Origin of the sequence: Pseudomonas sp. PDM10 (genome assembly GCF_014852295.1) — a bacterium.
In the GTDB taxonomy this organism is placed as follows: Bacteria; Pseudomonadota; Gammaproteobacteria; order Pseudomonadales; family Pseudomonadaceae; genus Aquipseudomonas.
The window spans coordinates 157,444-181,561 of sequence record NZ_JACVBJ010000008.1 but is presented as its reverse complement, the minus strand read 5'-3'; the positions used below and the strand labels follow the sequence as shown (position 1 = coordinate 181,561).

The following is a 24,118-nucleotide window of genomic DNA, read 5'->3' as shown; positions in this document are numbered from 1 at the left end:
GGGCATGACGGAAAATCGGCTCAATGCACCTCCTCCAAATCATCATGCAATAGCCCGAAGATCTTGCGCTTCATGTCGATAAACGAGCGCTCCATGACCATGTCCAACGTCCGTGGGCGTTCGATCGGCACGTCCAGAATCTGCTTGATCCGCCCAGGCCTGGCGCCCATCACATAGACCCGGTCGCCCAGCAGAATCGCCTCGTCGATATCGTGGGTCACGAACAACACGGTCTTTTTGCTGTTGCCCCAGACCCGCAATAACAGCTGCTGCATTTGCAGGCGCGTCTGGCTGTCGAGTGCACCGAAGGGCTCGTCCATGAGCAGGATTTGCGGATCGTTGGCCAGCGCCCGAGCAATGGCGACGCGCTGCATCATGCCGCCGGACAGCTGCTTGGCGTAGTTGTCGGCAAACCCGGTCAGGCCCACTTCGTTGACGTAGTAGTCGACAATCTCCTTGCGTTGGGCGGCGGCCATACCGCGACGCTTGAGGCCGAATTCGACGTTCTGCCGCACCGTCAGCCACGGGAACAGCGTATAGCTCTGGAACACCATGCCGCGATCCGCACCCGGCCCTTGAACTTGCTGGCCACCGACGTAGATCTCGCCTTCCGTGGGCTCATTCAAACCCGCCGTGAGGTACAGCAGACTCGACTTGCCGCAGCCCGAAGGCCCCACCAGCACGGCGAATTGCTGATCCGGCACTTCGAACGACACCTGATCCAGCGCGGTGAACACGCCACCGTCGGGCTTTTGATAGCGAAGGCTGACCTTGTCCACTTGCAGCCTTGGCGCGGCGTGCACCGGGGCGGCCTGTGACGTGACGAAACGAGGGTTGACGGCGCTTACTGAGCCCATGCGGCGATCCTCAGACGGAGAAAACGGAACAGTTGATCGGTGACCAGGCCCAACAGGCCGATGATCGCGATTGCCAGGAAAATCACATCCACCTGAAAGCCGCGCATGGCTTTAAGGCTCAAGTAGCCCAGACCGCTGGAAGCCGCGACCAGCTCGGCAACCACCAGGTAAGTCCAGGCCCAGCCCATGGTCACGCGCAAAGTGTCGAGCACACCCGGCAACGACGCCGGGGCGATCACATGCAGCACCGCATCGCGGCGGTTCGAACCCAAGGTGTAAGACGCGTTGATCAGGTCCTTGGAGATGCCTTTGGACACGTCCGCGATCATCACCAGTTGCTGGAAGAACACGCCGAAGATGATCACCGACACCCGCTGCTCCAGACCGATGCCGATCCACAGAATGAACAGCGGCACGAACGACGTGACCGGCAGGTAGCGGATGAAATTGACCATTGGCTCAAGGAACGCCTGGACGATGCGAAAGCTGCCCATCAGCAACCCCAGCGGCACGGCCACCAGCGACGACACGATGAAGCCGACCATGACCACTTCGAGGCTGGCCCACACATGCTGGCCCAGCGTGCCGTCACGGCTCAGGCGCACAGCGGCCTCGACCACCGCGCCCGGTGTCGGCAAGAACATGCCCGGCACCACGCCGCCGTAAGACAACCCGGCCCACAGGCCGACCAACAACACCCAGGCCAGACCGCTCGCGCTCCAGATCACCGACACCGGAAGGCCGGTCTTGGGCGTGATGCAGCGGCTCAGCCATGAATTGCGCTTGAACATGCGAACCTCCTAGAGCGGGCTGACGAAGCGGTTGTCGATCAGGTCGTCATTGCTGACGTTGTAGGGTTTGCCCTGCAATTCACTGGCGGTCTCGTTGGCCAGTTTGATCAGCGGTTCGCTGTCGCCCGGATTGCCCGGCGAGCCCAGGAGTTTTTCGCTCATGGCCTGATCGTAGAAGCGCACGCCCTGCGCGGCAGCGGCCAGTTCCTTCGGATCGGCCAGATAACCGCCGACGCCTTTGGCCATGATTTTGTAAGCTTCTTGCGGATGGTCCTTGGTGTACTGCACCGCTTTGTACAAACCGGCCACCAACGCCTTGACGTCTTCCGGCTGCTTCTCGATAACCGTGCAGTTGAGCGCGACCACGTCGACAATCACTCCCGGCGTACTGCTGCTGTCGATCAGCACCTTGCCTTGTTGCTTGCTGCGAACCATCGACAGGTGCGGTTCCCAGGTCACGGCCGCTGGCACGCGACCGGCGATGAACGCGGTGGCGGCGTCGTCAGCCGTCATGTTCTGCACGGTGATGTCGCTCATTTTCATGCCGTGCTTTTTCAGCAAATAAGACAACCAGAACTGCGAGGTCGAACCTTCGTTCACCGCCACGGCCTTGCCTTTCAACTCCTGCAAACTCTTGACGTCCTTGCCGACCAGAACACCGTCGCCACCATGGCTGTCATCCAGTGCAGCTACAGCCTTGAAGCAGAATTGTGGGCGGTACTTGAGCACTTCGTCGATGGTCGACGCCGAGCCCGACAACTCGCCCGAGGCTTGCGCGGCCATGTACATCGAGGCCTCTTCGACGACGGGCAATTCGACGGTCAAACCGTTTTCCTTGAAATAGCCCAGGTCCTGAGCCAGGTAGAGCGTTCCGTAACCGACCCACGTGGTGTGGCCGATAGAGAGGGTGCCGGCCTGGGCGCTGGTAGCGACCGTCGCGGCGATGGCGGTGACCGCCAGTGGATGTGCGAAGCGAGTAAGCAAGGACTTGATCATGGAGCACTCCCAAAGCTGTTGATTTAGTTTTGTCATGGGCAGTACGGCCAGCGGCCTTGGAGAAGTGCTGCTACCTGAGGTCTCTGATGGACCTTTCGGCAAGCAGCGTTTGGCTGACTGGCGAGGTCGATGTTGGCCCAAGGCCGGGAGAAGGAAAATCAGGAAATATATCGTTGGGAGTGATGAAAAAACTGGGTAGCGTGCGCCGTAAAAGGGCGCTGTGGGCGGGGATGCCCGAGGTGGGTGCAAAACATCAGAAGTGTGGTGAATCGACCATAGCTTTCGCGAGCAAGCCCGCTCCCACAGGGGATTTGTGATCAACACAGATCCCCTGTGGGAGCGGGCTTGCTCGCGAAGAGGCCCGCAAGAACGCTACAAGATTAAAGCCGACCGTATTCCTGCGCCGTACGATCAACCGCTTTCAGGGTTTTGCCAACCAGTTCATCAACCTCTTCCCGACTGGCAATCAACGCCGGCGCCATGATCATCCGCCCCAATGTCGAGCGAATAATCACCCCCTCTTCAAAGCCAATCGTGCGGCAACGCCAGGCAATGTCGTTTTCATTGGCAAAGCGCTTGCGACTGGTTTTGTCCTCTGCCAATTGCAACGCCGCCACCATGCCGACACCCTGAATATCACCCACCAACGGGTGATTGCCGAACACCTCGCGCAAGCACTGTTGCAGGTACGGCCCGATGTCATCCTTGACCCGCGCCACCACCCCTTCATCACGCAATGCCGTGAGGTTGGCGATGGCCACTGCGGCCGCCACCGGGTGCCCGGAGTAGGTCAAGCCGTGGGCAAACACCCCGCCCTGCTCCACCAGCACCTGAGCCATTTTCTTCGACAGAATCAGACCGCCCATGGGGATGTAACCCGAGGTCAAACCCTTGGCGATCGACAGCGTGTCCGGCTCGAAACCAAAGTACTCGTGGGCAAACCATTCGCCGGTACGGCCGAAGCCGCCGATCACTTCATCAGCGCACAACAGCACGTCGTACTTACGGCAGATCCGCTGAATTTCCGGCCAGTAACTCTCGGGTGGAAAGATCATCCCGCCAGCGCCCTGGAACGGTTCGGCGATAAACCCGGCGACCTTGTCCGCGCCTAGCTCGAGAATCTTCGCTTCCAATTGCTGCGCCGCCCGCAGGCCAAATTCAGCCGGGGTCAGGTTGCCCTCGTGGGCGAAAAAGTACGGCTCATCGATGTGTTCGATGTCGGGAATCATGCCGCCCATTTCGTGCATGAATTTCATGCCCCCGAGCGCCGTCGCCGCCAGGGTCGAGCCGTGGTAACCGTTCCAGCGACCGATCATGATTTTCTTCTCGGGCTTGCCGAGAATGGTCCAGTAACGACGCACGGTGCGGATCAGCACCTCGTTGGCCTCGGAGCCGGAGTTGGTGTAGATCGCGTGGCTGTAGTGGCCCGGCAACAGGCTGAACAGCAGCTCCGAAAGCTCGATCACCTGCGGGTGAGTGGTGTGGAAAAACATGTTGTAGTACGGCAACTGCTCCAGTTGCCGGGTCGCGGCGGCGGCCAGATCCTTGCGGCCGTAACCGAGGTTGGTGCACCACAGCCCGGACATGCCGTCGAGGTAACGCCGACCATCGTTGTCCCACAGGTGCAGACGCTCGCCACGGACCATCACCCGGGGGCCTTCATCGTTGAGCGCTTTTTGATCGACGAATGCGTGGATGTGGTGCGCAGCGTCGGCGGCCTGGTAGTCGCGGGTTTCACGTGGTGTGGTCATCGCCAGTTCTCCGTTTTGTTATGAGCGGCTGTTATGTGCGCAGCTGAAACCAGGTGGTCTTCAACTGGGTGTATTTATCGAATGAATGCAGCGACAGGTCGCGGCCGAAACCGGATTGTTTGCCGCCACCGAAAGGCACGGTCACGTCCAGCGCATCGACGCTGTTGACCGACACCGTGCCGGCTCGCAATTGCCGCGCCACGCGGTGGGCGCGATTGAGGTCGTCGGTCCACAGCGACGCGGCCAAACCGTAGACGCTGTCGTTGGCCAGTTGCAAGGCGTGAGCCTCATCATCGAACGCCGTGACCGCCAGTACCGGCCCGAATACCTCATCGCGAAACAGCGGCATGTCCGGGCTCACACCGGTAAAAATCGTCGGCTGAATGAAGTTGTCGGAGCCGTTGAAAATCGACTGTCGACCGCCACACACCTTGGTCGCGCCTCGGCTCTCGGCGTTTTGGATGAACTTCATGATGCGTGCGGTTTGACTGCTATCGACGATGGCTCCGGCGCTACTCGACGGGTCCAATGGATCACCCGGTTGCCAGCGCTCGGCCTGCACTTTGAGACGCTCGACGAACTCATCATGGATCGAACGCGCCACCAGCAACCGCGAGTTGGCCGAGCACACTTCACCCTGATTGAAGAAGATCCCGAACGCCGCTTTCTCCGCAGCGAGGTCGAGGTCCTGACAATCAGCAAACACCAGATTGGCGCTCTTGCCGCCACACTCCAGCCACACCTGTTTCAGGTTCGATTGCGCGGAGTACTGCATGAAATATTTGCCGACTTCGGTGGAGCCGGTGAACACCAGACAATCGACATCCGGGTGCAAACCGAGGGCTTTGCCGGTCTGTTCCCCGAGCCCCGGCAGCACGTTCAGCACGCCGGCTGGCAGGCCGGCTTCCAGCGCCAGTTCGGCCAGACGCAGGGCGGAAAACGGTGACTGCTCGGCGGGTTTGAGGATCACCGAATTACCCGCCGCCAACGCGGGTGCGAGTTTCCAGGCGGCCATGTCCAGCGGGAAATTCCAGGGCACCACGGCAGCGACCACGCCCAGTGCTTCGCGGGTGATGGTCGCCAGCACGTTCTGCGCGCTCGGGGCGATCTGGTCGTAGAGTTTGTCGAGGCTTTCGGCGTACCAGCGAAATACCCCGGCGGCGCCTGGCACGTCGATGTTGTAGGCGTCCATCACCGGTTTGCCCATGTTTAGCGAATCGAGCAGCGCCAGTTCTTCGCGGTGGGTCATGATCAGATCGGCCAGGCGCAACAGCACCTGCTTGCGCTCACTCGGCGAACGCGCCGACCAGGTGCCGGCCTCGAACACCTGCCGCGCATTGCGCACCGCGGCGTCTACATCTTCTTTGCCGCACGCAACCACGTTGGCCAGGCACTGGCCGGTGGCGGGGTTGACCGCAGCGAAGGTCTGCCCCGACTGCGCCGCACGGGGTTTGCCGTCGATCACGGCTTGATCGGGAAACCGCAGCGCAGCAGCTTTTTTTTGCCAGTCTGTAAGCTCGAACACGTTCAGATGCTCCATGGGCTTTTCTTGTGAATTGGATGATGGCCCAGGCCTGTGTCGAGGAAAAATAGTAAAAATGTCTTCGCAGACCATGAAAAAACTGGGCAGCCGATCTCCCCGGTGGCGCGGTATGTGGTTATTGTTCAGGCACAACAACACCGTCGTCAGAACGGATGCAGTCGGCGCGAAAATTGCCTGGATGTCGACATCATCCACCCCGAGGTTTGCCGTGGCTGCCTACAACCTGCGTCAATTGAAGTACTTCATCACCACCGTCGAATGCGGCAGCGTCGCCGAGGCATCGCGCAAGCTGTACATCGCCCAACCGGCGATTTCCACGGCGATCAAAGGCCTGGAGGACAGCTTCGGCGTGCAACTGCTGATCCGTCATCACGCCCAGGGCGTGTCCTTGACCCCCAGCGGCGCCCGCTTCTACCGCAAGGCCCAGGAACTGCTGCGCATGGCCAAGGAGTTCGAACAGAACGCCCTCGCTGACAACGACGTGGTGGCCGGGCAAATCGATATCGGTTGCTTCGAAACGGTCGCGCCGCTGTACCTGCCGCAGTTGATTGCCGGGTTCTCAGCGCTGTATCCCGGGGTGAAAATCCGTATCCGCGACGGCGAACAGCAAGAGCTGGTGCAAGGCCTGACCTCGGGCACCTTCGACCTGGCGATCCTGTATGAACACGACCTCGACGCCACCATCCAGACCGAATCCCTGATGCCGGCGCAACGGCCTTATGCGCTGCTGCCGGCGGATCATCGCTTTGCTCAGCTCAAGCAAGTGTCGCTGCGTGACCTGTGCCTGGAGCCAATGATTCTGCTGGACGTGCAACCAAGCCGGACCTACTTCGTCAGCCTGTTCGAAGAGTTGGGGCTGACGCCGAACATTGCCTTCAGCTCACCGTCGATCGAGATGGTCCGGGGCATGGTCGGGCAAGGCTTTGGCTTCTCGATCCTGGTCACCCGGCCGCATTCGGAATGCACCTATGACGGCCAGAAAGTGGTGTGCGTGGACATCGTCGAAGACGTCACCGGCTCAGGGCTGGTGGCGGCGTGGTTGAAGCGCGGGCAGTTGACCAAACCGGCGCAGTTGTTTGCCGATTATTGCCGGGAGCAGCTCACCGCCAAGGCCGGCACCCGAACTTAGCGCTTATGATCGTTCCCATGCTCCGCGTGGGAATGCCTCAAGGGACGCTCCGCGTTCCAGCAGCACCGCTGGCGTCGGGCCTGGCACCGAAGTGACGCGGAGCGTCACGGGATGCATTCCCACGCGGAGCGTGGGAACGATCAGCGCTTCAGCTTTTACGCGGTTTGATTCGAGCGGTTGCCTCGGCGACCAGCGGGTCATCCGGCCAATAGTGCTTCGGGTAGCGCCCTTTCAAATCCTTCTTCACCTCGGCATACGTGCTACGCCAGAAGTTCGCCAGATCCTGGGTCACCTGCACCGGTCGTCGCGCCGGGGACAGCAGATGCAGTTTGACCACCTGCCGGCCACCGGCAATCCGCGGGGTCTCGGCCAGGCCGAACAACTCCTGCAACCGCACCGCCAGAATCGGCGGCTGTTCGCTGTAGTCCAGACGAATCGACGAACCCGACGGCACGCTCAGATGATGCGGCGCCAGCTCATCGAGCCGTTGTGGCAGCGGCCACGGCAACAGGTTATGGACGATGCTCGACAGGTCCAGATTGGCGAAATGACTGAGCCGCGAGACTTTGCCCAGATACGGCATCAGCCAATGTTCGAGGCTTTTGAGCAAGGCGGCGTCGCTGACATCCGGCCATTCGCTCTGCTCTTTACTGCTGAGGTCCAGCTGCCGCAACAACGCCACTCGCGCCTGCCATTGACGCAGCTCCGGAGTCCACGGCAGCAGCTCCAGACCTTTGCGCCGCACCAGATTCACCAATGCCTGACTGCGGGCAGTTTCATCGAGCCCGGTCAGGGGTTCACGGCTGAGGATCAATTCACCGACCTTGCGCTGACGCTCGGCGCGCAACACGCCTTCGCGCTCATCCCAATCCAGTTGATCGACCACGCGCACTTGCTCGGCCAGCACCGAATCGAACAGCGCCGGATCGAAATCCGCCGCCAGATAAATCCGTTCTTCACGCTGGCCCTGACGACTGCCGAGATCGGCGATCACCAGCCACGGCTGCTTCATCAAACTGTCGGCTTCGGCGAACAACGCCGCACGGCCGTTGGCCAGACGATACTCCGCACCACCGGCACGACGCTGCTGGGCAACGCGGTCGGGATAGGCCAACGCCAACAGCGCGCCCAGCCAGCGCGGATGATCCGGATCGCTGACCGGTTCCGACGCTTTACCCCGCAGGTAACCGCGATACTGCCGCGCCAGTTGCCGGGCACGTTGCACGCCACCCTGAGCGCCGCGTGCGGCCCGTTCTTCGCCGGACAACAGCACCAATCGGCTGTGCAGATCCGCCCCGGCGCCACGCAAGATATCCCGCTCGCCGAGCAAGGCCGCGACATCGCAGGCCATGTTGGCCAAGCCGAGCGCCTGACCGCGCAACAGCAAATGCGCAATACGTGGATGTGCCGGCAGTTCGGCCATGGCCTGACCGTGGCGGGTCAGCGCTTCGCCGTCCAATGCGCCCAGGCGCTCAAGCAAGTCCTGAGCCTGTGCATAAGCGGCGGCGGGCGGTACGTCGAGCCACACCAATTGCCCCGGTGTCACGCCCCAACGACCGAGCTGCAAGGCTAATCCGGCAAGGTCCGCCGAGAGGATTTCCGCACTGGCGTAGGCCGCCAGTTGCTCGTGCTGATCCTGCGACCACAAGCGATAACACACGCCCGGTTCCAACCGCCCGGCCCGGCCCGCGCGCTGAGTGGCGCTGGCTTTGGAAATACGCTGAGTATCGAGGCGGGCCATGCCGCTGCCCGGGTCGAAACGCGGTACCCGCGCCAACCCGGCATCGATTACCACGCGCACGCCGTTGATGGTCAGGCTGGTCTCGGCGATGTTGGTCGCCAGCACCACTTTACGTTTGCCGGTGGGGGCAGGATCGATCGCGGCGCGTTGCGCGGCCAGATCCAGCTCACCGTGCAATGGGCAGAGCAAAACTTGCGTGCTCTCGCCCAGTGCATCGGCGAGTTGCTGATGCACCCGACGGATTTCCGCTTGCCCCGGCAGAAACACCAGCACGCTGCCGGTTTCATCATTCAAGGCTTCGAGAATGGTTTGCACCAGACGCGGCTCGATGAATTCACCGGGCTGGAACGGCCGACCCCAGCGCATCGCCACCGGGTACATGCGGCCTTCACTGCGCAGAATCGGCGCGTCATCGAGCAACCCGGCCAGGCGTTCGCCTTCCAGGGTTGCCGACATCAACAGGATCTTCAGCGGCTGATCGTCACGAAACAGCTCGCGGCCATTCAGGCTCAAGGCCAGCGCCAGATCGGCGTCGAGGCTGCGCTCGTGGAATTCGTCGAAGATCAGCAGGCCAACGCCTTCGAGCGCCGGGTCGTCCTGCAAGCGTCGGGTCAGAATCCCTTCGGTGACCACTTCAATGCGGGTGTTGGGGCCGACTTTGCTGTCGAGACGAATGCGATAACCGACGGTTTCGCCGACCTTCTCGCCCAGCTCACTGGCCAGCCGCTCCGCTGCCGCGCGTGCGGCCAAGCGCCGCGGTTCGAGCATCAGAATGGTCTGCCCGGCCAACCAGGGCTCGTTGAGCAAGGCCAGCGGCACGCGGGTGGTTTTACCGGCGCCGGGCGGTGCTTCGAGCACGGCTTCGTGGCGTGTAGCCAAGGCTTCACGCAGGGCGGGTAAAACTTCATCAATCGGCAAAGAAATCATGCTGGCTCCAAAACAGAGGGCCGAGTATAACGGCGAACTGCCTGGCGTTCGTCGTGGTCCTAATTCATAACGGCTACGCTTCGTTTTCCAGATGACTCAGGAGATTTCATATGCGTGTTCCCTTTCGTTTGATTGGCGGTGTATTGGTCGCGACGTTGCTGACCCAGGTCACCGCTTGCGGGTCGATTTTCTACCCTGACCGTCGCGGTCAGATTGACGGCAAGATCGACCCGGCCATCGCCGCGCTGGATGCCGTGGGTCTGCTGTTCTACATCATCCCCGGGCTGATCGCGTTTGCGGTCGACTTCGCCACTGGCGCGATTTACTACGCGCCCGGCGAGACCGCACAGGTGGCCCCGGAAAAACTCAAGGAAGCCATCGGCGCCGACGGCAAGGTCGATAATCACAAGTTGCAGACTATTCTTGAAACTGAACTGGGCCGCAGCTTCCCGCTGGATGACCCACGCTTGATCCAGCACAAGGGCAGCGCCCAGCAACTGGCCATGTTCGGCCTGCAACCTGCGGCGTAACCCGTGCACATAAAGGAATAGCCGCACTTATGATTTCCAGCTCCGAACACGCCCGCCTGCTGCGGCTGGCGACCCGTGCCTCGGTGGCGGTGGCGTGCACGCTGATCGTCGCCAAAGCCATCGCCTGGTGGTTGAGCGGCTCAGTGAGCATGCTCGCCGGGTTGACTGATTCGACCCTTGACGGCGTCACCTCGCTGCTCAACCTGCTCGCGGTGCATTACGCCTTGCGCCCGGCCGACGATGATCACCGTTACGGCCATGGCAAGGCCGAGTCGCTGGCGGGCATGGCCCAGGCGTTGTTCATTGGCGGCAGTGCGGTGCTGATTGCCTTGCAGGCGATCGATCGACTGAAACACCCGGAACCGGTGGGGGCGCCCTGGATCAGTATCGGGGTGATTGTGTTTTCCCTGGTGCTGACCGTCGCCCTGCTGATGTTGCAACATCGGGTCGTCAAGGCGACCGGCTCCAACGCGGTGCGCGCCGACTCCCTGCATTACCGCTCGGACTTGCTGCTCAACGGTAGCATTCTGGTGGCGCTGGTGCTCGCCGAGTATGGCTGGCATCAGGTCGACCCGTGGTTCGGGCTAGGGATTGCCGTGTACATTCTCTGGAGCGCGATTCAGATCGCCCGGGAAAGTTTTACGGTGCTGATGGATGAAGCGCTGCCAACGGACGTCAGCCGGCACATGCTCGAACTGGCCTGCAGCGTACCGGGAGTATTGGGGGCGCACGACCTGCGTACGCGGGTTTCCGGCAACCAGTGGTTCGTGCAGTTGCACCTGGAGTTGCCGGGGGATTTGACCCTGTCAGTCGCTCACGGCATCAGTGATCAAGCTGCCGATGCGATTCACGCGGCTTATCCGCGAGCCGAAGTGCTGGTGCACGCCGACCCGCAGGAAGTGGCACTGGCAGGCAGGACTCAGAAAGAAACCTGATAACCGCGACTGCTCAGGCAGTTGCCCTGGGCCTGACGGTAGGCTTGTACCACCGACGGGGCCGGCTGGTAGGTGGCCGTTCGCGGATCGAAGCCACTCTGCTGCACCGCGTATTGATAGCACTCGTAACCGTCCTGGTTGACCTGCTCTGGCGACTGCCCGTTGGCCGGATACGCCACCACGTCATAACCATTGCTGACCGGTTGCGGCTGCGGTTGTACGGGCGGCTCGACCACGACGTAATCCTGAGTGCTTTCCTGATAGGCGTAATAAGCACCGGCCGCCAGGAACAACAGCGCCCCGCCGATCCACACTTCACGCGCGTAATCGGGCAAGTAGCTGACGCGAATCCCGCGTGGCGGCTGCACCACCACGTAGCGCGGGCCTTGTGGGCGATACCAGTAGCCGCCGGAGTAGAAGTAATCCTGACCACGGTACGGCACACGGTATTCACGGTCGGGAAAGCGATCGATCACATGACCGGGACGATACTGCGGGCCAGGTCCCCAGCCATTGCCATGCCCGTCCGGCCGACCAGCCCAGCGATGGTCATCGGGACGCGGACCGTTGTTCTGCCAATGCTGATTGTTATCGTTGCGCCGCGGCACGTCCTGGTAGTAACCACGCTGTGGCTGCTGGGTCTGGCGCACGGTATCGGGCCGCCCCTGAATCGGCAGGTCATTGGCCGGTAGCTGCGGCGGCGGTGGTCGAACCGGATTGTTGTAGTCGTGCGGCGCGCGGTTCTGCCATTGACCGTCGTTCTGATTCTGGCCGTTGTGCTCGAACTGGCGACTGTTGTCGCCACGAATGATCTCGTTATTCTGCACACGTGGCTGGTTTTGCTGCGGATTGTTCTGCGGGCGCGGCTGGTTATTGCCGCCGTGGCCCTGATTGTTTCCCTCATGGCCATCCGAGCCGCGTTGCCCGCCATCGGGGCCACGGTTTTGCGGCTCATCGGCCAGCGACTGCGCAGTGACACTCACACACAGCAAACCAACACCGGCCAAACGCCAGATGCGCGACTTCATGCTTTTCCTCACTGCGGGTTAGGGCCTGTACGTAAGACTGGGAAAGCACAGGCCGGTTCTGCAACAGGTTATCAGTCGCGCAACTTATTTATTGAGGGCAGTCGGCAAATTCCGGGCAAAAGAAAAGGGAGACCCGTCGGCCTCCCCTTGAGAACTTCGTCCGTGCTCGACGCTTTTGACGTCGGCTCACCTCACGCCGTCTTCTGGACAGTGTGTAGCTCGGGGGCCGGCTCATCCCCGGTGGGGGTGGCGACCGCAGCTGGCCTGATTGGGCGAGCCGCACTGGACTGTTTGTCCGAGCAGTGATTCTGGTGATAAGAATAGGCTCGTGGCGCCGGCAGAGGATTGCGAATATTGCTCAAATAAACATCACTTGCGCAATTTTTAACCCTGGATAGATAATCTACCGCAATAGTTATGACAAAGGCCTGATTGATGAGCAAACTCGACCGATACGACCTGAGCATTTTGGCGGAATTGCAGCGTGACGCGCGCATCTCCAACCAGGAGCTGGCCGAACGCATCGGCCTGTCCCCCTCGCCATGCTCGCGGCGGGTCAAGCAGCTGGAAGATGACGGCTACATCTCCCGCCAGGTGGCCCTGCTGGACCGCAAGATGCTCGGTCTGAGCCTGACGGCTTACGTGTTGATCGGCATGGACCGCCATACGCCAGAACGGTTCGAGAACTTCGAAGCGGCGATTCGTACGTTGCCGCAGGTGCTGGAGTGCAGCCTGGTGACCGGGATGGATGCCGACTATCAGCTCAAGGTCGTCGTGCCGGACATGGACCATTATCAGAAATTGCTGCTGGGACACCTCACCCGGATTGAAGGGGTGACGAGTGTGCGGTCGAGTTTTGTGCTTAATCAAGTGCTCAACAGTACCGAGTTGCCGCTGACTCATCTGCGCAGCTGATGATGGTTTTGACTGATCGTTCCCACGCTCCGCGTGGGAATGCATCCTGTGACGCTCTGCGTCACGATCTACAGCGGACGCGGAGCGTCCATGGCGGCATTCCCACGCAGAGCATGGGAACGATCACTGCCCAACGCGACGAATGACTGCGACACACCGACGCAGGTCAATACTCCGCCAATTCGCCGTGGCGTATACTTCAGCGCCTTTTAGCCCCGCCCGCGCTGGAGATGTTCGATGGATCCTGCAGTACTCGAAGAGTGGATGATGACCGGACTGGTCAGCATCCTGATCATTTTCATGGGTTTCATCGTCTGGGATCTGGCGAAGAAGTCCAAGGCCGGACGCTTTGGTTCGTTCATCCTGTTCTTCGTACTCGGCCTGGGCGTGGCCGCGTTCGTGATCAAAAGCGTGGTCATCGGCCTGATCGAATCCGGCACGTTATAAACGCGCCGGCACTTCCTTCCACTGGCCCTGATCGAGCCCTTCGATCGACCAGTCGCCGATTCTGACCCGCACCAGACGCAACGTCGGCAAGCCGACCGCCGCGGTCATGCGCCGTACCTGACGGTTGCGCCCTTCACGAATCACCAGCTCCAGCCAACTGGTCGGCACACTTTTGCGAAAGCGTACGGGCGGGTTGCGTGGCCACAGTTCAGGTTCTTCAAGCTGCCGCGCTTCAGCCGGTAGCGTCATGCCATCGTTCAGCTCCACACCATCACGCAAGCGCTGCAATTGCTCGGCACTCGGCTCACCTTCCACCTGCACCCAATAGGTCTTGGCCAATTTGTGTTTCGGGTCGGCAATCCGCGCCTGAAGCTGGCCATCGTTGGTCAGCAGCAGCAAACCTTCACTGTCGCGGTCCAGCCGTCCTGCCGGGTAAATCCCGGGAATCTCGATGTAGTCCTTGAGCGTCGCCCGCCCTTCGCCGTCGCTGAATTGCGTCAGCACATCAAACGGTTTGTTGAACAGAATCAACTTCGGCTCGGCCGGCGGCGCTTTGGCGACACGGCGCGGGGCTGAGGACGATGGCGCAGGCTTCACGCCAGGGCGGCGGGAAACGGGACGTTGAGGACGGGACATGGGAAAAGGAACATCTAACGGTCAGGGCTGCTAATGCTAGTGCCCTGACCGCTAAATAACCATGAGAACAATCAGCGGAACGGCGGCTCGTCGAAGCTGCGCAGTTTGCGCGAGTGCAGCGAGTTGAGTTCGGTGCGCAACAAATCCACCGCCTCGATGCCGATCTTCAAATGCTGGCTGACCGCGCGCTCATAGAAGGCGTTGGCCGAACCCGGCAGTTTGATTTCGCTGTGCAACGGTTTGTCCGACACACAGAGCAACGTGCCATACGGAACTCGCAAGCGATAACCTTGGGCCGCGATGGTGCCGCTCTCCATGTCCACCGCCACGGCGCGAGACAGGTTGATCAGCGGACGCTCCTGAGCCCAGCGCAATTCCCAGTTACGGTCGTCGTAGGTCAGTACGGTGCCGGTGCGCAGGCGTTTTTTCAGTTCGTCGCCCTTCTCACCGGTGATATTGGCCGCCGCTTGCTGCAACGCCATTTGCACTTCGGCCAAGGCCGGAATCGGAATATTCGGCGGCACGACCCGGTCGAGAATCCCGTCGCGGCGCATGTAAGCGTGCGCCAGCACGTAATCGCCAATCGTCTGCGACTGACGCAAGCCGCCGCAGTGGCCGATCATCAGCCAGCAATGCGGACGCAGCACCGCCAGGTGGTCGGTGATGTTCTTGGCGTTGGACGGGCCGACGCCGATGTTCACCAGGGTCACGCCGTGGCCGTCGCTGGCGATCAGGTGATAGGCCGGCATCTGATAGCGGTGCCAGACCACACCGGCGGCAATCGCCGAGGCTTCGCCGTGGTCCATGCTCTTTTCGATGATCACGTTGCCCGGCAAGACCATGCGCACGAAACGCGGATCGCTGCGCAACTGTTCCAGGCCATGGACGATGAACTGGTCAACGTAGCGGTGGTAGTTGGTCAGCAGAATCCATGGCTGCACATGACGCCAGTCGCTGCCGGTGTAATGCACCAGCCGGCGCAGGGAGAAATCCACCCGCGCGGCGTCGAACAAGGCCAATGGCAGCGGGTCGGTGTTTTCCCAATCGTACAAACCGTCGGCGATGCCATCGGTCGCGGCAGACAAATCCGTACTCGGGAACACCCGCGCCAGCACGGCAGCGGTAACGCCGGAGCCGGCCAGTTCATCGCCCTGCTCGACCACGTACGGATAAGGAATGTTTTGCTGACTGATGCCGACTTCTACCGTCACGGTGAAGTCGTGCATCAGTGGCACCAGCTGTTCCAGCAGATATTTACGGAAGGCGGCGGGATGAGTGACGGTGACGCTGTAAGTCCCCGGCAGTTGAACCTTGGCGTAGGCGCGAGTGGTCTGTGGGACTTCGCCCTGGCAAAGGTAGGTCAGACGCAGTTCGGGATAACGAAACATCGCACGCTGTTCGGCGTCCGGTTCGACTCGATCCTTGAGGTAACGCTTGAGCGCCTGGTTCAGCGCGGTGGTTGCACGATTGTGCAAGAGCGCAAGCCGGTCCACGGCTTGCTCGGCGGTTTGAACGACAATAAAAGCTTCGGTCACGATCAGCATCCTGTGTTCTGACTTGCAGGCCTTCATCTTGCCTGCATCGTCGCTTCACGGGAACAGCGGTTGCTACACAAATGCCAAGTCCACCCTAGATCCAATGTGGGAGATCCACTGTGGGAGCCTGCTCGCGATAGCGGTATGACAGTCGACATAACTGTTGAATGTTGAACGGTCATCGCGAGCAGGCTCACTCCCACAGTGGATCGGTGTCGATCATAGAAGCGGCGTAGACCGGGCGACAATCGCTTCCACCTCCACCCCTCGTGGCAACGCGCCGTACACCCGACCGGCGGAACCGAGGCGGCTGGCGATGAAGGCATCACTCACGGCCGCGTTGCCCGCCTCCAGCAACAGCTTGGCCTGAAGGCCCAAGGCGATGTCTTCGGTGAGCTGCCGCGCACGGTACTGAATGTCGCGGGTGTCCTTGAACGCTGCCTGCAACTGATTGATGTGTGCAGCCAGGCGCTTGTCGCCATGACCATCGCCCAACTCGCTGAACAGTACGTCGAGCACACCCGGTTCCTTGGATAACGCTCGCAATACGTCGAGGCATTGCACGTTGCCGGAACCTTCCCACGTCGAATTGACCGGTGCCTCGCGGTACAACCGCGGCAGGATGCTGTCTTCGACATAACCGGCGCCGCCCATGCATTCGGCGGCTTCGTTGATCATTGCGGGCGCGCGTTTGCAGATCCAGTATTTGCCCACCGCCGTGACCAGCCGGGCGAATTTGGCCTCATGCTCGTCATCCAGATGATCCAGCGCCCGGCCCATGCGCAGGCTCAAGGCCAGGGCGGCTTCGCTTTCCAGGGCCAGGTCGGCCAGTACGTTCTGCATCAAGGGTTGCTCGCTGAGCAATTTGCCGCCGACCTTGCGGTGAGCGCAGTGATGGCTGGCCTGGGTCAGGGCCTGGCGCATCAGCGAACTGGAGCCGACCATGCAATCGAAGCGGGTCATGGCGACCATTTCGATGATGGTCGGAACGCCCCGTCCCTCCTCGCCGACCATCCACGCCAGCGCACCACGGAACTCCACTTCGCTGGACGCGTTGGAGCAATTGCCGAGTTTGTTCTTCAGGCGCTGTATGTAGAACTGATTGCGCGTGTCGTCCGGGCGATGGCGCGGCAGCAGGAAACAGGTCAAGCCCTTGTCAGTCTGAGCCAGGGTGAGGAAGGCATCGCACATCGGCGCCGAACAGAACCACTTGTGGCCCACCAGTTCATACGCCTGGCCCGGACCACTGGCGCCGACCGGAAAAGCCTTGGTGGTGTTGGCCCGCACGTCGGTGCCGCCCTGTTTCTCGGTCATCGCCATGCCGATGGTGACCCCGGCCTTGTGGGCCATGCCGACGTTGCGCGGGTCGTATTCGGTAGAGAGGATTTTCGGCAGCCATTGCTCCGCCAGATCCGCTTGCAGGCGCATCGCCGGGACGCTGGCGAAGGTCATGGTCAGCGGGCAACCACTACCGGCTTCGGCCTGGCTGTGCAGGTAGGTCATGGAGGCGCGGGCGACGTGGGCGCCGGACTGCGGATGCGCCCAAGGCAACGAAGTCAGACCGTGCTCGATCGCCGTGCGCATCAACTCGTGATACGCCGGGTGAAACTCCACCAGGTCGATGCGATGGCCGTAACGGTCATGACTGCTGAAAACCGGCTTGTTCTGATTGGCCAGGAACCCCGCTTCCATCAGCGGCCCGCCGGCCAGAGCGCCGTAAGCGTCGATCCGCGACTCGGCCCAGCCGGCCCCGAAACGCCGCGACCACTCCTGCAACGGCAAGTCGATGCGATACAGGTTGGCGCCGTCCAGCGACGGTGGCTGGTTGGTGACTTCGTGGGTTTCGGCGAACTGATGCAGGTTCATGACGGGGCTCCTTTGGTCAGCCAAGGAACTTCAGTTAAGCACCGCCCCCCGGCCGAACAAAGTGTCATATCTGCCTAACTGTCGGCGCTTTCGCCCTGCCTTGGACACAGCACCCGGCGATAGAGCGCTGCCTGCAGGTCCTCGAATTTCACCGGTTTATTCAGATAATCGATCAAGGCACCGGTCGGGCAGCGTTCCCGATCAATGCTCAAGGCAATCACGAACACCGGCAGTTCGGCGCAGCCCGGCAACGCGCGGATCTGGCAACAGAGGGACGTGCCGTCCAGCGGTGGAAGCTGGCAGTCGAGCAATACCGCATCGAAGGTTTCGCGCTGCAAGTGATCGATCGCGGCCGCCCCGTTGTCGGTGGAGCGCACCCGGAACCCAAGTTTGAGCAACATGCCGCGCATCACCAACTGATTGATGCTGTTGTCATCAACCAGCAGTACGGTGCAGTCCTGAGGCAGTCGCAGGCGAGGAAACTCCCGGTTCATCAGGGGCACTGGCGGCCGCTCCACCACGGGCAGTTCGAACTCGACGTCGAGCTGGAAGCGGCTGCCACGACCAAGCTCGGAGCGGTGGGTCAGTTTTCCACCGAGCAGTTCGACCAGTTGCCGACAGATCGCCAGGCCGACGCCCAGACCGCCGTACTCACGGGTCATCGAGCCATCGAGCTGGAAGAACCGCTGATACAATGTCGCCTCCCCCAGATCGGTGAAGCCGATGCCGGTATCGATCACCGCAAAGGACAGCGCCAGTCGATCGGGCGCCACGGGTTTACCCGTCACCCGCAGCGCCAGTCCGCCGATCCGCGTGAACTTGATCGCGTTATCCAGCAAGCATTCCAGGCATTGCGCCAACTTGGCGCTGTCGCCGTGCAAGCGATCCGGCAGTCCCGGCGTGACCTCGACTTTGAAGTCCAGCGACTTGCTCAGCGCGTTGCCCTCGAACTGCAGGCGCAAAGCCTCGACCACGCCGCGCAAACTGAAAACCGCCGGATAGGTCTTGAGCTTGCCGGCCTGCAACTCGGTCAGGGTGAGGATGCCGTTGACCATGCGCATCATGTCTCGCGCGGAACCGGCGGCCGTTTGCTGATATTGCTCCAGCTCCGGGTCCATCTCGACGGTCTGCATCAGCTCAAGCGAACCGATCACACCGTTCATGGGCGTGCGCAGCTCGTGGGTCAGGGTGGCGAGAAATTCGTCCTTGAGCTTGTTACTGCGAGCCAGTTGCTGGTTGAGCACTTCAAGCGTTTGACCGGCATCGAACAGGGTCTGTGCCTGCTGCTCGCGCATGGAATTAATGCGATCGGCCAGCGCCAGGGACAGCAGCGCCACTTCAATCGCCGAGCCGATCTGGCTGGAATACATGGTCAGGAACACGTTTGGCAGGTAACCCAGCACCATCAGGGTGTTGACAATGCCGCCGAGCAAAAACGCCGACCAGGCAATGATGAAATAACGCGCCACTCGCAGGCCACGCAGCCAGGCAAAAATCCCTGCGGCAAAAATCACGACGGTGAAGATCAGTGCCAGCGCCGTCGCCAGGCGCAGGGCCAGGGCGTAACTGGTCATCAACGACAACCCGACCACCACTGCGCTAAACGTAATCAACGCCATCAGCAAGCGGTCAAGCCAACGACCATGGGTTGCCGTCTGCAAGAAACTGCGCGCGAACTGGCTGCCGAACAGGCCTGCGCAACCGATGAAAAAAGGCGTCGCCGCGTTGGCCCACCAAGGATTGTTCGGCCAGAAATACTCCACGGCCGCGCCGTTCACGGACAGCTGATACAAACCGAACGAGGCGATATAGAAGATGTAGTAGAGGTAGCTGGTATCGCGCACGCTGAGATAGATGAACAGGTTGTACACCAGCATCCCCAGCAATACGCCGTAGATCAGACCCAGCACATACAGTCGGATCGGTTGCTCTTCCAGGTAGGCCGTGCTCGACCATAGGGTGACCGGTGCCTGGATCGACCCTTCACTTTGCAGGCGCAGGTACAGGGTTTGCGCTTGATCAGCGGTGAAGTTCAGATCGAACAAATAGTTGTTCTGGCGGATCTCGCGACTGTCGAACGGCAAGGCATCGCCGGTCTGACGTGCCAGTTGATAGCCACCGGCCGCATCGGGCAAATAGAGATCAATGTGATCAAGGGGCGGATAGGCCAGTTCGAGCAACCAGGTGCGTTGCACCGCGGGGTTGTTGGGGTGGTAATGCAGGTCGATTTTCAGCCAGAACACTGAACGCGAGTAACCGGCGTTGAGGGTGGCTTTATCGTGGGGCTTGAAGTTTCCAGCCGCGGCCTGCGCACGGACATCGTCGATGGTCGCCTGACCGCCCGCGTCTTCGAACACTTGCAAGGTTCGGCCCAGGGGAAGGCTTTGAGTGAATTCGTCGAATTCGACTGCACTCGCCATGAGGGGCAAGCACAACAGCAACATCAGCAAATAGCGCATTTAAGCCCCAGCGTGGCCTGTCCGGTTATCTCAGGAAGCCCCTCATTCCTTTTGAGTAGACGTAAAACCGGTATTACCTGTTATTGGTTTGGATCCACTCTAGCATAGCCGTTGGTGGCCATTGAACACCATTGAAATTTTTCCTACAAAGGCTCTAGCACGGGCGTTCCAGCTCATTGCATTGGGCTAGAGCTGTTTCGCCGGTCAGATTGTGACAATGGCCTGTTCCCTGTCGCGTCATGGCTCGCTGGGGGCACCCGAAAAAAGATGTTTGGTGGTAAGCTCGCGCACCATGAATATCTACAGCTCTCGCCCCGTTGTCCTCTGTCTCTCCGGCCACGACCCAAGTGGTGGCGCCGGCTTGCAGGCAGATATCGAAGCCCTGCTCGCTCAGGGTTGTCATGCGGCCCCGGCCGTCACCGCCCTGACCGTGCAAGACACGGTCAACGTCACTGATTTCCGCGTTCTCGACCGTGAGTGGGTGTTGGCCCAGGCCAATGCTGTGCTGAACGATTCGACGGTCGCGGCAGTGAAACTGGGCATGCTCGGTTCCCTGGAAATGGTCGACACCGTGGTCGAACTGTTGTCGGCGCACCCGCATTTGCCGGTGGTCTGCGACCCGGTGCTGCGCGCCGGCGGCGGCGGACGCCTGGGCAAGGACGAAGTCGGCTACGCCATGCGCGAGCGCCTGCTGCCTCTGTCGATCATCGCCACCCCAAACCTTCCCGAAGCCCGCATCCTCGCCGAACTGCCCGAAGGCACCGCGGACGAGTGCGCTGAAAAACTCCTGCCATTCGTCAAACACCTGCTGATCACTGGCGGCCATGGCGATGAACATGAAATCCACAATCGCCTGTACAGCCGCGACGGTCACCGCGAAACCTTTACCTGCCAGCGCTTGCCCGGCAGTTATCACGGTTCCGGATGCACGCTGGCCAGTGCCCTCGCCGGTCGTCTGGCCCTCGGCGAAAATCTCGCCAGTGCCGTGCAGACCGCGCTTAACTACACGTGGCGCACCCTGCGTGATGCGGAGCAGTTGGGCAAAGGCCAGTTCGTACCGCGCCGCCTGCCGCTGGATTTCTGTTCGTAACTGTCCATGCGTAAAGCAAAAAGGATTGCCCGATGAAGCTACGTGGCCTGTACGCCATTACCGATAGCCAACTGCTGGCCGGTAAATTTCTTTCGTACGTGGAGGCGGCGCTGGAAGGCGGCGTCACCCTGCTGCAATACCGCGACAAGAGCAGCGACGAGGCCCGCCGCCTGCGCGAGGCCCAAGCCTTGCGCGACCTGTGCGAACGCTACAAAACTCAGCTGATCATCAACGACGATGCCGAACTGGCCGCACGCCTGAACGTCGGCGTGCACCTGGGCCAGACCGATGGCCCGCTGACCCCGGCCCGCGCATTGCTCGGTCGCCAGGCGATTATCGGCTCGACCTGCCATGCGCAACTCGAACTCGCCGAGCAAGCGGCCAAGGAAGGTGCCAGTTACGTCGCCTTCGGCCGCTTCTTCAACTCCAACACCAAACCCGGCGCACCGACCTGCAGCCTCGAACTGCTCGACCAGGCCCGCAGCAAACTGCACCTGCCGATCTGCGCGATTGGCGGCATCACCCTGGAAAACGCCGCCCCGCTGGTGGCCCACGGGGTCGATCTGCTGGCGGTGGTCCACGGCCTGTTTGGCGCCGAGAGCACGGCTGAAGTGACACGCCGCGCCCGCGCATTCAATGAATTACTAAAAATCTGATTTGAGAGCCCGATCATGTCTCGTTCCGAAACGCTGTTTGCCAATGCCCAGAAACACATTCCCGGTGGCGTGAACTCGCCTGTTCGCGCGTTCAAAAGCGTGGGCGGCACGCCGTTGTTCTTCAAACACGCGGAAGGCGCCTACGTCACCGACGAAGACAACAAGCGTTATGTGGATTACGTCGGTTCCTGGGGGCCGATGATTCTCGGCCACAGCCACCCGGACGTGCTGGACGCCGTGCGCAAACAGCTTGAGCACGGATTGTCCTACGGCGCGCCGACCGAGATGGAAACCCAGATGGCTGATCTGGTCTGCTCGATCGTGCCGTCGATGGAAATGGTGCGCATGGTCAGCTCCGGTACCGAAGCGACCATGAGTGCTATCCGTCTGGCCCGTGGTTTCACCGGCCGCGACAGCATCATCAAGTTCGAAGGCTGCTACCACGGTCACTCCGACAGTCTGCTGGTCAAGGCCGGCTCTGGCGCCCTGACCCAAGGCGTGCCGAGCTCGGCCGGTGTGCCGGCGGCCTTCGCCAAACACACCCTGACCCTGCCGTTCAACGACATCGACGCCGTAGCAACCATGCTCGCCGAAGTCGGCCAGGAAGTGGCCTGCATCATCGTCGAGCCAGTGGCTGGCAACATGAACTGCGTACCGCCGGCGCCAGGTTTCCTCGAAGGCCTGCGCACCCTGTGCGACAAGCATGGCGTGGTGCTGATTTTCGACGAAGTGATGACCGGTTTCCGCGTTGCCCTCGGCGGTGCACAAGCCCACTACGGCGTGACACCAGACCTGACCACCTTCGGCAAAATCATCGGTGGCGGCATGCCGGTTGGCTGCTTCGGCGGCAAGCGCGAAATCATGTCGCACATCGCACCATTGGGCCCGGTCTATCAGGCGGGCACCTTGTCGGGTAACCCGTTGGCCATGGCTGCCGGCCTGACGACCCTGCGCCTGATCAGCCGCCCGGGCTTCCACGCAGAGTTGACTGACTACACCAGTCGCCTGCTCGACGGCCTGCAACAACGCGCGGATGCCGCGGGCATTCCATTCGTGACCACCCAGGCCGGCGGCATGTTCGGTCTGTACTTCAGCGGCGCCGACGACATCGTGACCTTCGATGACGTGATGGCCAGCGACGCCGCCCTGTTCGGGCGCTTCTTCCACTTGATGCTCGAAGGCGGCGTGTACCTGGCGCCGAGCGCCTTCGAAGCCGGCTTCACTTCGATCGCCCACGGCGAAACCGAGCTGAAACTGACGCTGGATGCCGCCGAGCGCGCATTTGCTGCATTGAAATAACGCTGTGTCGCTGACGTTGGCGGTTGCCAGCGTCAGCTTTCACCTGCATTCGCGCCCTTATTCCTTCGCTTCTGCTCAAATACCCAGCAAAGTGGCCGATATATTCCCCGCGCAGCAGAAAAACGAGTAAAGACTTTGTAAGGTTGGCCCTGCTTATTTCATAATGCGCGCTTATTGGATCCCTCGATGGGTCCGCGCGCCCCTCAGAGGTAAGTCGATTCCCATGAACCGCACCGGCCGCGCCCTTGCACTGGGCTGCCTGTTGCTCCTTCAGCCCCTGCTCGCGCTCGCACAAGCAGGCGGCAACTCGTTGTTAATCCCAGCGATGGGTCGTTGCACCCTCAATACTCAGCCGCAAGACCTGGCACAGGCGCTCGCCGCCTGCCAGAAAGCGTCGGATGAAGGGGATGCGCAAGCGCAATACGAGTTGGGTGAGTTCTACTACGACGGCAAAAATACGCCGCGCGACCTCAAAAAAGCCCTGAGCTACTTCGAAAAGGCCTCGTTGCAAGGCCATGCACAGGCGCAATTCAAACTCGGCACCATGTTCTTCCACGGCGAAGGCGTACCGGCCAATAACGTTCAGGCGTATATCGTGCTGAAAATGGCGGCGGTCAATGGCGCTGAAGAAGCGTTGGACACCGCCGACGAAGTCGCCGAGAAAATGCCCCGCGAAGAACTGGAAGTCGCTACCCAGGTGCTAGGGCAAATCTTCCGCAAGTACTTGATGGAATTGCAAAGCGCCGATGGGCGTACGCCGTTCTCGCCGTTGCCTTAACTGTGGCGAGGGGATTTATCCCCGTTCGGCTGCGTAGCAGTCGTAAATTCAGCGAATGCGATCCGCGTGAAAGAATTCGTTGGCTGATGGAGGGGCCGCTTCGCAGCCCAACGGGGATAAATCCCCTCGCCACAGATAAATCCCCTCGCCACAGATAAATCCCTTCACCACAGACAAATCCCGTCACCACAGATAAATCCCTGAGCACG

The 24,118-nt window shown here is 61.1% G+C and carries 20 protein-coding genes; 9 read left to right on the top strand and 11 right to left on the bottom strand.

Features of this window, described 5'->3' with window-relative positions; translation table 11 throughout:
- Nucleotides 1–20: 20 nt before the first annotated feature.
- From IB252_RS26910 to IB252_RS26890, 5 genes are all read right to left on the bottom strand, one after another.
- Nucleotides 21–857 carry an ABC transporter ATP-binding protein gene (locus IB252_RS26910; RefSeq protein ID WP_192410830.1) on the bottom strand — a complete coding sequence of 279 codons (837 nt, stop codon included), beginning with the start codon at nucleotides 855–857 and terminating at the stop codon, nucleotides 21–23.
- Complete coding sequence (locus IB252_RS26905; RefSeq protein WP_192410829.1) at nucleotides 845–1,648, bottom strand: ABC transporter permease; 804 nt, start codon at nucleotides 1,646–1,648, stop codon at nucleotides 845–847. The genes IB252_RS26910 and IB252_RS26905 overlap by 13 nt, the downstream gene beginning before the upstream one ends.
- Before the next feature lie 9 nt (nucleotides 1,649–1,657).
- The gene (locus IB252_RS26900) at nucleotides 1,658–2,644 is read right to left on the bottom strand and encodes an ABC transporter substrate-binding protein (protein ID WP_046048731.1); all 987 of its coding nucleotides are present in this window, start codon (nucleotides 2,642–2,644) and stop codon (nucleotides 1,658–1,660) included.
- Nucleotides 2,645–3,024: 380 nt separating this feature from the next.
- The gene (locus IB252_RS26895) at nucleotides 3,025–4,395 is read right to left on the bottom strand and encodes an aspartate aminotransferase family protein (protein WP_111451149.1); all 1,371 of its coding nucleotides are present in this window, start codon (nucleotides 4,393–4,395) and stop codon (nucleotides 3,025–3,027) included.
- A 31-nt stretch (nucleotides 4,396–4,426) separates the two neighbouring features.
- A complete protein-coding gene (locus tag IB252_RS26890; RefSeq protein ID WP_192410907.1) occupies nucleotides 4,427–5,920 on the bottom strand; it encodes an aldehyde dehydrogenase in 1,494 nt (497 codons plus the stop codon).
- Nucleotides 5,921–6,146: 226 nt separating this feature from the next.
- Here IB252_RS26890 and IB252_RS26885 point away from each other — a divergent pair, with 226 nt between their 5' ends.
- Entirely contained in the window at nucleotides 6,147–7,067 is a 921-nt protein-coding gene (locus tag IB252_RS26885) for a LysR substrate-binding domain-containing protein (protein ID WP_192410906.1), read from the top strand.
- A gap of 148 nt (nucleotides 7,068–7,215) precedes the next feature.
- Here the strand turns inward: IB252_RS26885 and hrpB are convergent, their stop codons facing one another.
- Nucleotides 7,216–9,735: an ATP-dependent helicase HrpB gene (gene hrpB, locus IB252_RS26880; RefSeq protein WP_192410828.1), complete on the bottom strand. Its 2,520-nt coding sequence runs from the start codon at nucleotides 9,733–9,735 to the stop codon at nucleotides 7,216–7,218.
- A 110-nt stretch (nucleotides 9,736–9,845) separates the two neighbouring features.
- On the opposite strand from hrpB, the gene IB252_RS26875 reads away from it, so the two are divergent.
- A complete protein-coding gene (locus tag IB252_RS26875; protein WP_008152885.1) occupies nucleotides 9,846–10,265 on the top strand; it encodes a hypothetical protein in 420 nt (139 codons plus the stop codon).
- A gap of 29 nt (nucleotides 10,266–10,294) precedes the next feature.
- Nucleotides 10,295–11,200, top strand: coding sequence for a cation diffusion facilitator family transporter (locus IB252_RS26870; protein WP_192410827.1), 906 nt, complete (start codon nucleotides 10,295–10,297; stop codon nucleotides 11,198–11,200).
- On the opposite strand, the gene IB252_RS26865 is transcribed toward IB252_RS26870, so the two are convergent.
- Nucleotides 11,185–12,228 carry a DUF6515 family protein gene (locus IB252_RS26865; RefSeq protein WP_192410826.1) on the bottom strand — a complete coding sequence of 348 codons (1,044 nt, stop codon included), beginning with the start codon at nucleotides 12,226–12,228 and terminating at the stop codon, nucleotides 11,185–11,187. The two genes, IB252_RS26870 and IB252_RS26865, sit on opposite strands and share 16 nt — an antisense overlap.
- A gap of 435 nt (nucleotides 12,229–12,663) precedes the next feature.
- On the opposite strand from IB252_RS26865, the gene IB252_RS26860 reads away from it, so the two are divergent.
- Together IB252_RS26860 and IB252_RS26855 are read left to right on the top strand one after the other, a co-directional pair.
- Complete coding sequence (locus tag IB252_RS26860) at nucleotides 12,664–13,143, top strand: Lrp/AsnC family transcriptional regulator (protein ID WP_007937367.1); 480 nt, start codon at nucleotides 12,664–12,666, stop codon at nucleotides 13,141–13,143.
- Nucleotides 13,144–13,380: 237 nt separating this feature from the next.
- Nucleotides 13,381–13,590 carry a DUF2788 domain-containing protein gene (locus IB252_RS26855; protein ID WP_007894445.1) on the top strand — a complete coding sequence of 70 codons (210 nt, stop codon included), beginning with the start codon at nucleotides 13,381–13,383 and terminating at the stop codon, nucleotides 13,588–13,590.
- On the opposite strand, the gene IB252_RS26850 is transcribed toward IB252_RS26855, so the two are convergent.
- From IB252_RS26850 to IB252_RS26835, 4 genes are all read right to left on the bottom strand, one after another.
- Nucleotides 13,585–14,226 (bottom strand): pseudouridine synthase, encoded by a 642-nt coding sequence (locus IB252_RS26850; protein ID WP_033054187.1) that lies wholly within the window; start codon nucleotides 14,224–14,226, stop codon nucleotides 13,585–13,587. The two genes, IB252_RS26855 and IB252_RS26850, sit on opposite strands and share 6 nt — an antisense overlap.
- Before the next feature lie 71 nt (nucleotides 14,227–14,297).
- Nucleotides 14,298–15,797 (bottom strand): AMP nucleosidase, encoded by a 1,500-nt coding sequence (amn, locus tag IB252_RS26845; protein ID WP_178082220.1) that lies wholly within the window; start codon nucleotides 15,795–15,797, stop codon nucleotides 14,298–14,300.
- Between the two features lie 183 nt (nucleotides 15,798–15,980).
- Nucleotides 15,981–17,627, bottom strand: a complete 1,647-nt coding sequence (locus IB252_RS26840) for an acyl-CoA dehydrogenase family protein (protein WP_192410825.1) — start codon at nucleotides 17,625–17,627, stop codon at nucleotides 15,981–15,983.
- 74 nt (nucleotides 17,628–17,701) lie between these two features.
- On the bottom strand, nucleotides 17,702–20,086 hold the full coding sequence (locus IB252_RS26835) for a hybrid sensor histidine kinase/response regulator (RefSeq protein WP_192410824.1): 2,385 nt from the start codon (nucleotides 20,084–20,086) through the stop codon (nucleotides 17,702–17,704).
- Nucleotides 20,087–20,378: 292 nt separating this feature from the next.
- On the opposite strand from IB252_RS26835, the gene IB252_RS26830 reads away from it, so the two are divergent.
- The 4 genes from IB252_RS26830 (at nucleotide 20,379) to IB252_RS26815 (ending at nucleotide 23,909) form a co-directional block, all read left to right on the top strand.
- On the top strand, nucleotides 20,379–21,176 hold the full coding sequence (locus tag IB252_RS26830) for a hydroxymethylpyrimidine/phosphomethylpyrimidine kinase (protein WP_008152868.1): 798 nt from the start codon (nucleotides 20,379–20,381) through the stop codon (nucleotides 21,174–21,176).
- A gap of 32 nt (nucleotides 21,177–21,208) precedes the next feature.
- Entirely contained in the window at nucleotides 21,209–21,832 is a 624-nt protein-coding gene (thiE, locus tag IB252_RS26825; RefSeq protein WP_008152866.1) for a thiamine phosphate synthase, read from the top strand.
- 15 nt (nucleotides 21,833–21,847) lie between these two features.
- Nucleotides 21,848–23,131 (top strand): glutamate-1-semialdehyde 2,1-aminomutase, encoded by a 1,284-nt coding sequence (gene hemL / locus IB252_RS26820; RefSeq protein WP_111451156.1) that lies wholly within the window; start codon nucleotides 21,848–21,850, stop codon nucleotides 23,129–23,131.
- Between the two features lie 223 nt (nucleotides 23,132–23,354).
- Nucleotides 23,355–23,909, top strand: a complete 555-nt coding sequence (locus IB252_RS26815) for a tetratricopeptide repeat protein (protein ID WP_111451157.1) — start codon at nucleotides 23,355–23,357, stop codon at nucleotides 23,907–23,909.
- Nucleotides 23,910–24,118 lie beyond the last annotated feature (209 nt).

Bases quoted from the DNA above. Each gene is read 5' to 3' on its own strand.
- IB252_RS26910 (WP_192410830.1), bottom strand. From the start codon at position 857: ATGGGCTCAGTAAGCGCCGTCAACCCTCGTTTCGTCACGTCACAGGCC.
- IB252_RS26905 (WP_192410829.1), bottom strand. From the start codon at position 1,648: ATGTTCAAGCGCAATTCATGGCTGAGCCGCTGCATCACGCCCAAGACC.
- IB252_RS26900 (WP_046048731.1), bottom strand. From the start codon at position 2,644: ATGATCAAGTCCTTGCTTACTCGCTTCGCACATCCACTGGCGGTCACC.
- IB252_RS26895 (WP_111451149.1), bottom strand. From the start codon at position 4,395: ATGACCACACCACGTGAAACCCGCGACTACCAGGCCGCCGACGCTGCG.
- hrpB (WP_192410828.1), bottom strand. From the start codon at position 9,735: ATGATTTCTTTGCCGATTGATGAAGTTTTACCCGCCCTGCGTGAAGCC.
- IB252_RS26875 (WP_008152885.1), top strand. From the start codon at position 9,846: ATGCGTGTTCCCTTTCGTTTGATTGGCGGTGTATTGGTCGCGACGTTG.
- IB252_RS26870 (WP_192410827.1), top strand. From the start codon at position 10,295: ATGATTTCCAGCTCCGAACACGCCCGCCTGCTGCGGCTGGCGACCCGT.
- IB252_RS26865 (WP_192410826.1), bottom strand. From the start codon at position 12,228: ATGAAGTCGCGCATCTGGCGTTTGGCCGGTGTTGGTTTGCTGTGTGTG.
- IB252_RS26860 (WP_007937367.1), top strand. From the start codon at position 12,664: ATGAGCAAACTCGACCGATACGACCTGAGCATTTTGGCGGAATTGCAG.
- IB252_RS26855 (WP_007894445.1), top strand. From the start codon at position 13,381: ATGGATCCTGCAGTACTCGAAGAGTGGATGATGACCGGACTGGTCAGC.
- IB252_RS26850 (WP_033054187.1), bottom strand. From the start codon at position 14,226: ATGTCCCGTCCTCAACGTCCCGTTTCCCGCCGCCCTGGCGTGAAGCCT.
- amn (WP_178082220.1), bottom strand. From the start codon at position 15,797: ATGAAGGCCTGCAAGTCAGAACACAGGATGCTGATCGTGACCGAAGCT.
- IB252_RS26840 (WP_192410825.1), bottom strand. From the start codon at position 17,627: ATGAACCTGCATCAGTTCGCCGAAACCCACGAAGTCACCAACCAGCCA.
- IB252_RS26835 (WP_192410824.1), bottom strand. From the start codon at position 20,086: ATGCGCTATTTGCTGATGTTGCTGTTGTGCTTGCCCCTCATGGCGAGT.
- IB252_RS26830 (WP_008152868.1), top strand. From the start codon at position 20,379: ATGAATATCTACAGCTCTCGCCCCGTTGTCCTCTGTCTCTCCGGCCAC.
- thiE (WP_008152866.1), top strand. From the start codon at position 21,209: ATGAAGCTACGTGGCCTGTACGCCATTACCGATAGCCAACTGCTGGCC.
- hemL (WP_111451156.1), top strand. From the start codon at position 21,848: ATGTCTCGTTCCGAAACGCTGTTTGCCAATGCCCAGAAACACATTCCC.
- IB252_RS26815 (WP_111451157.1), top strand. From the start codon at position 23,355: ATGAACCGCACCGGCCGCGCCCTTGCACTGGGCTGCCTGTTGCTCCTT.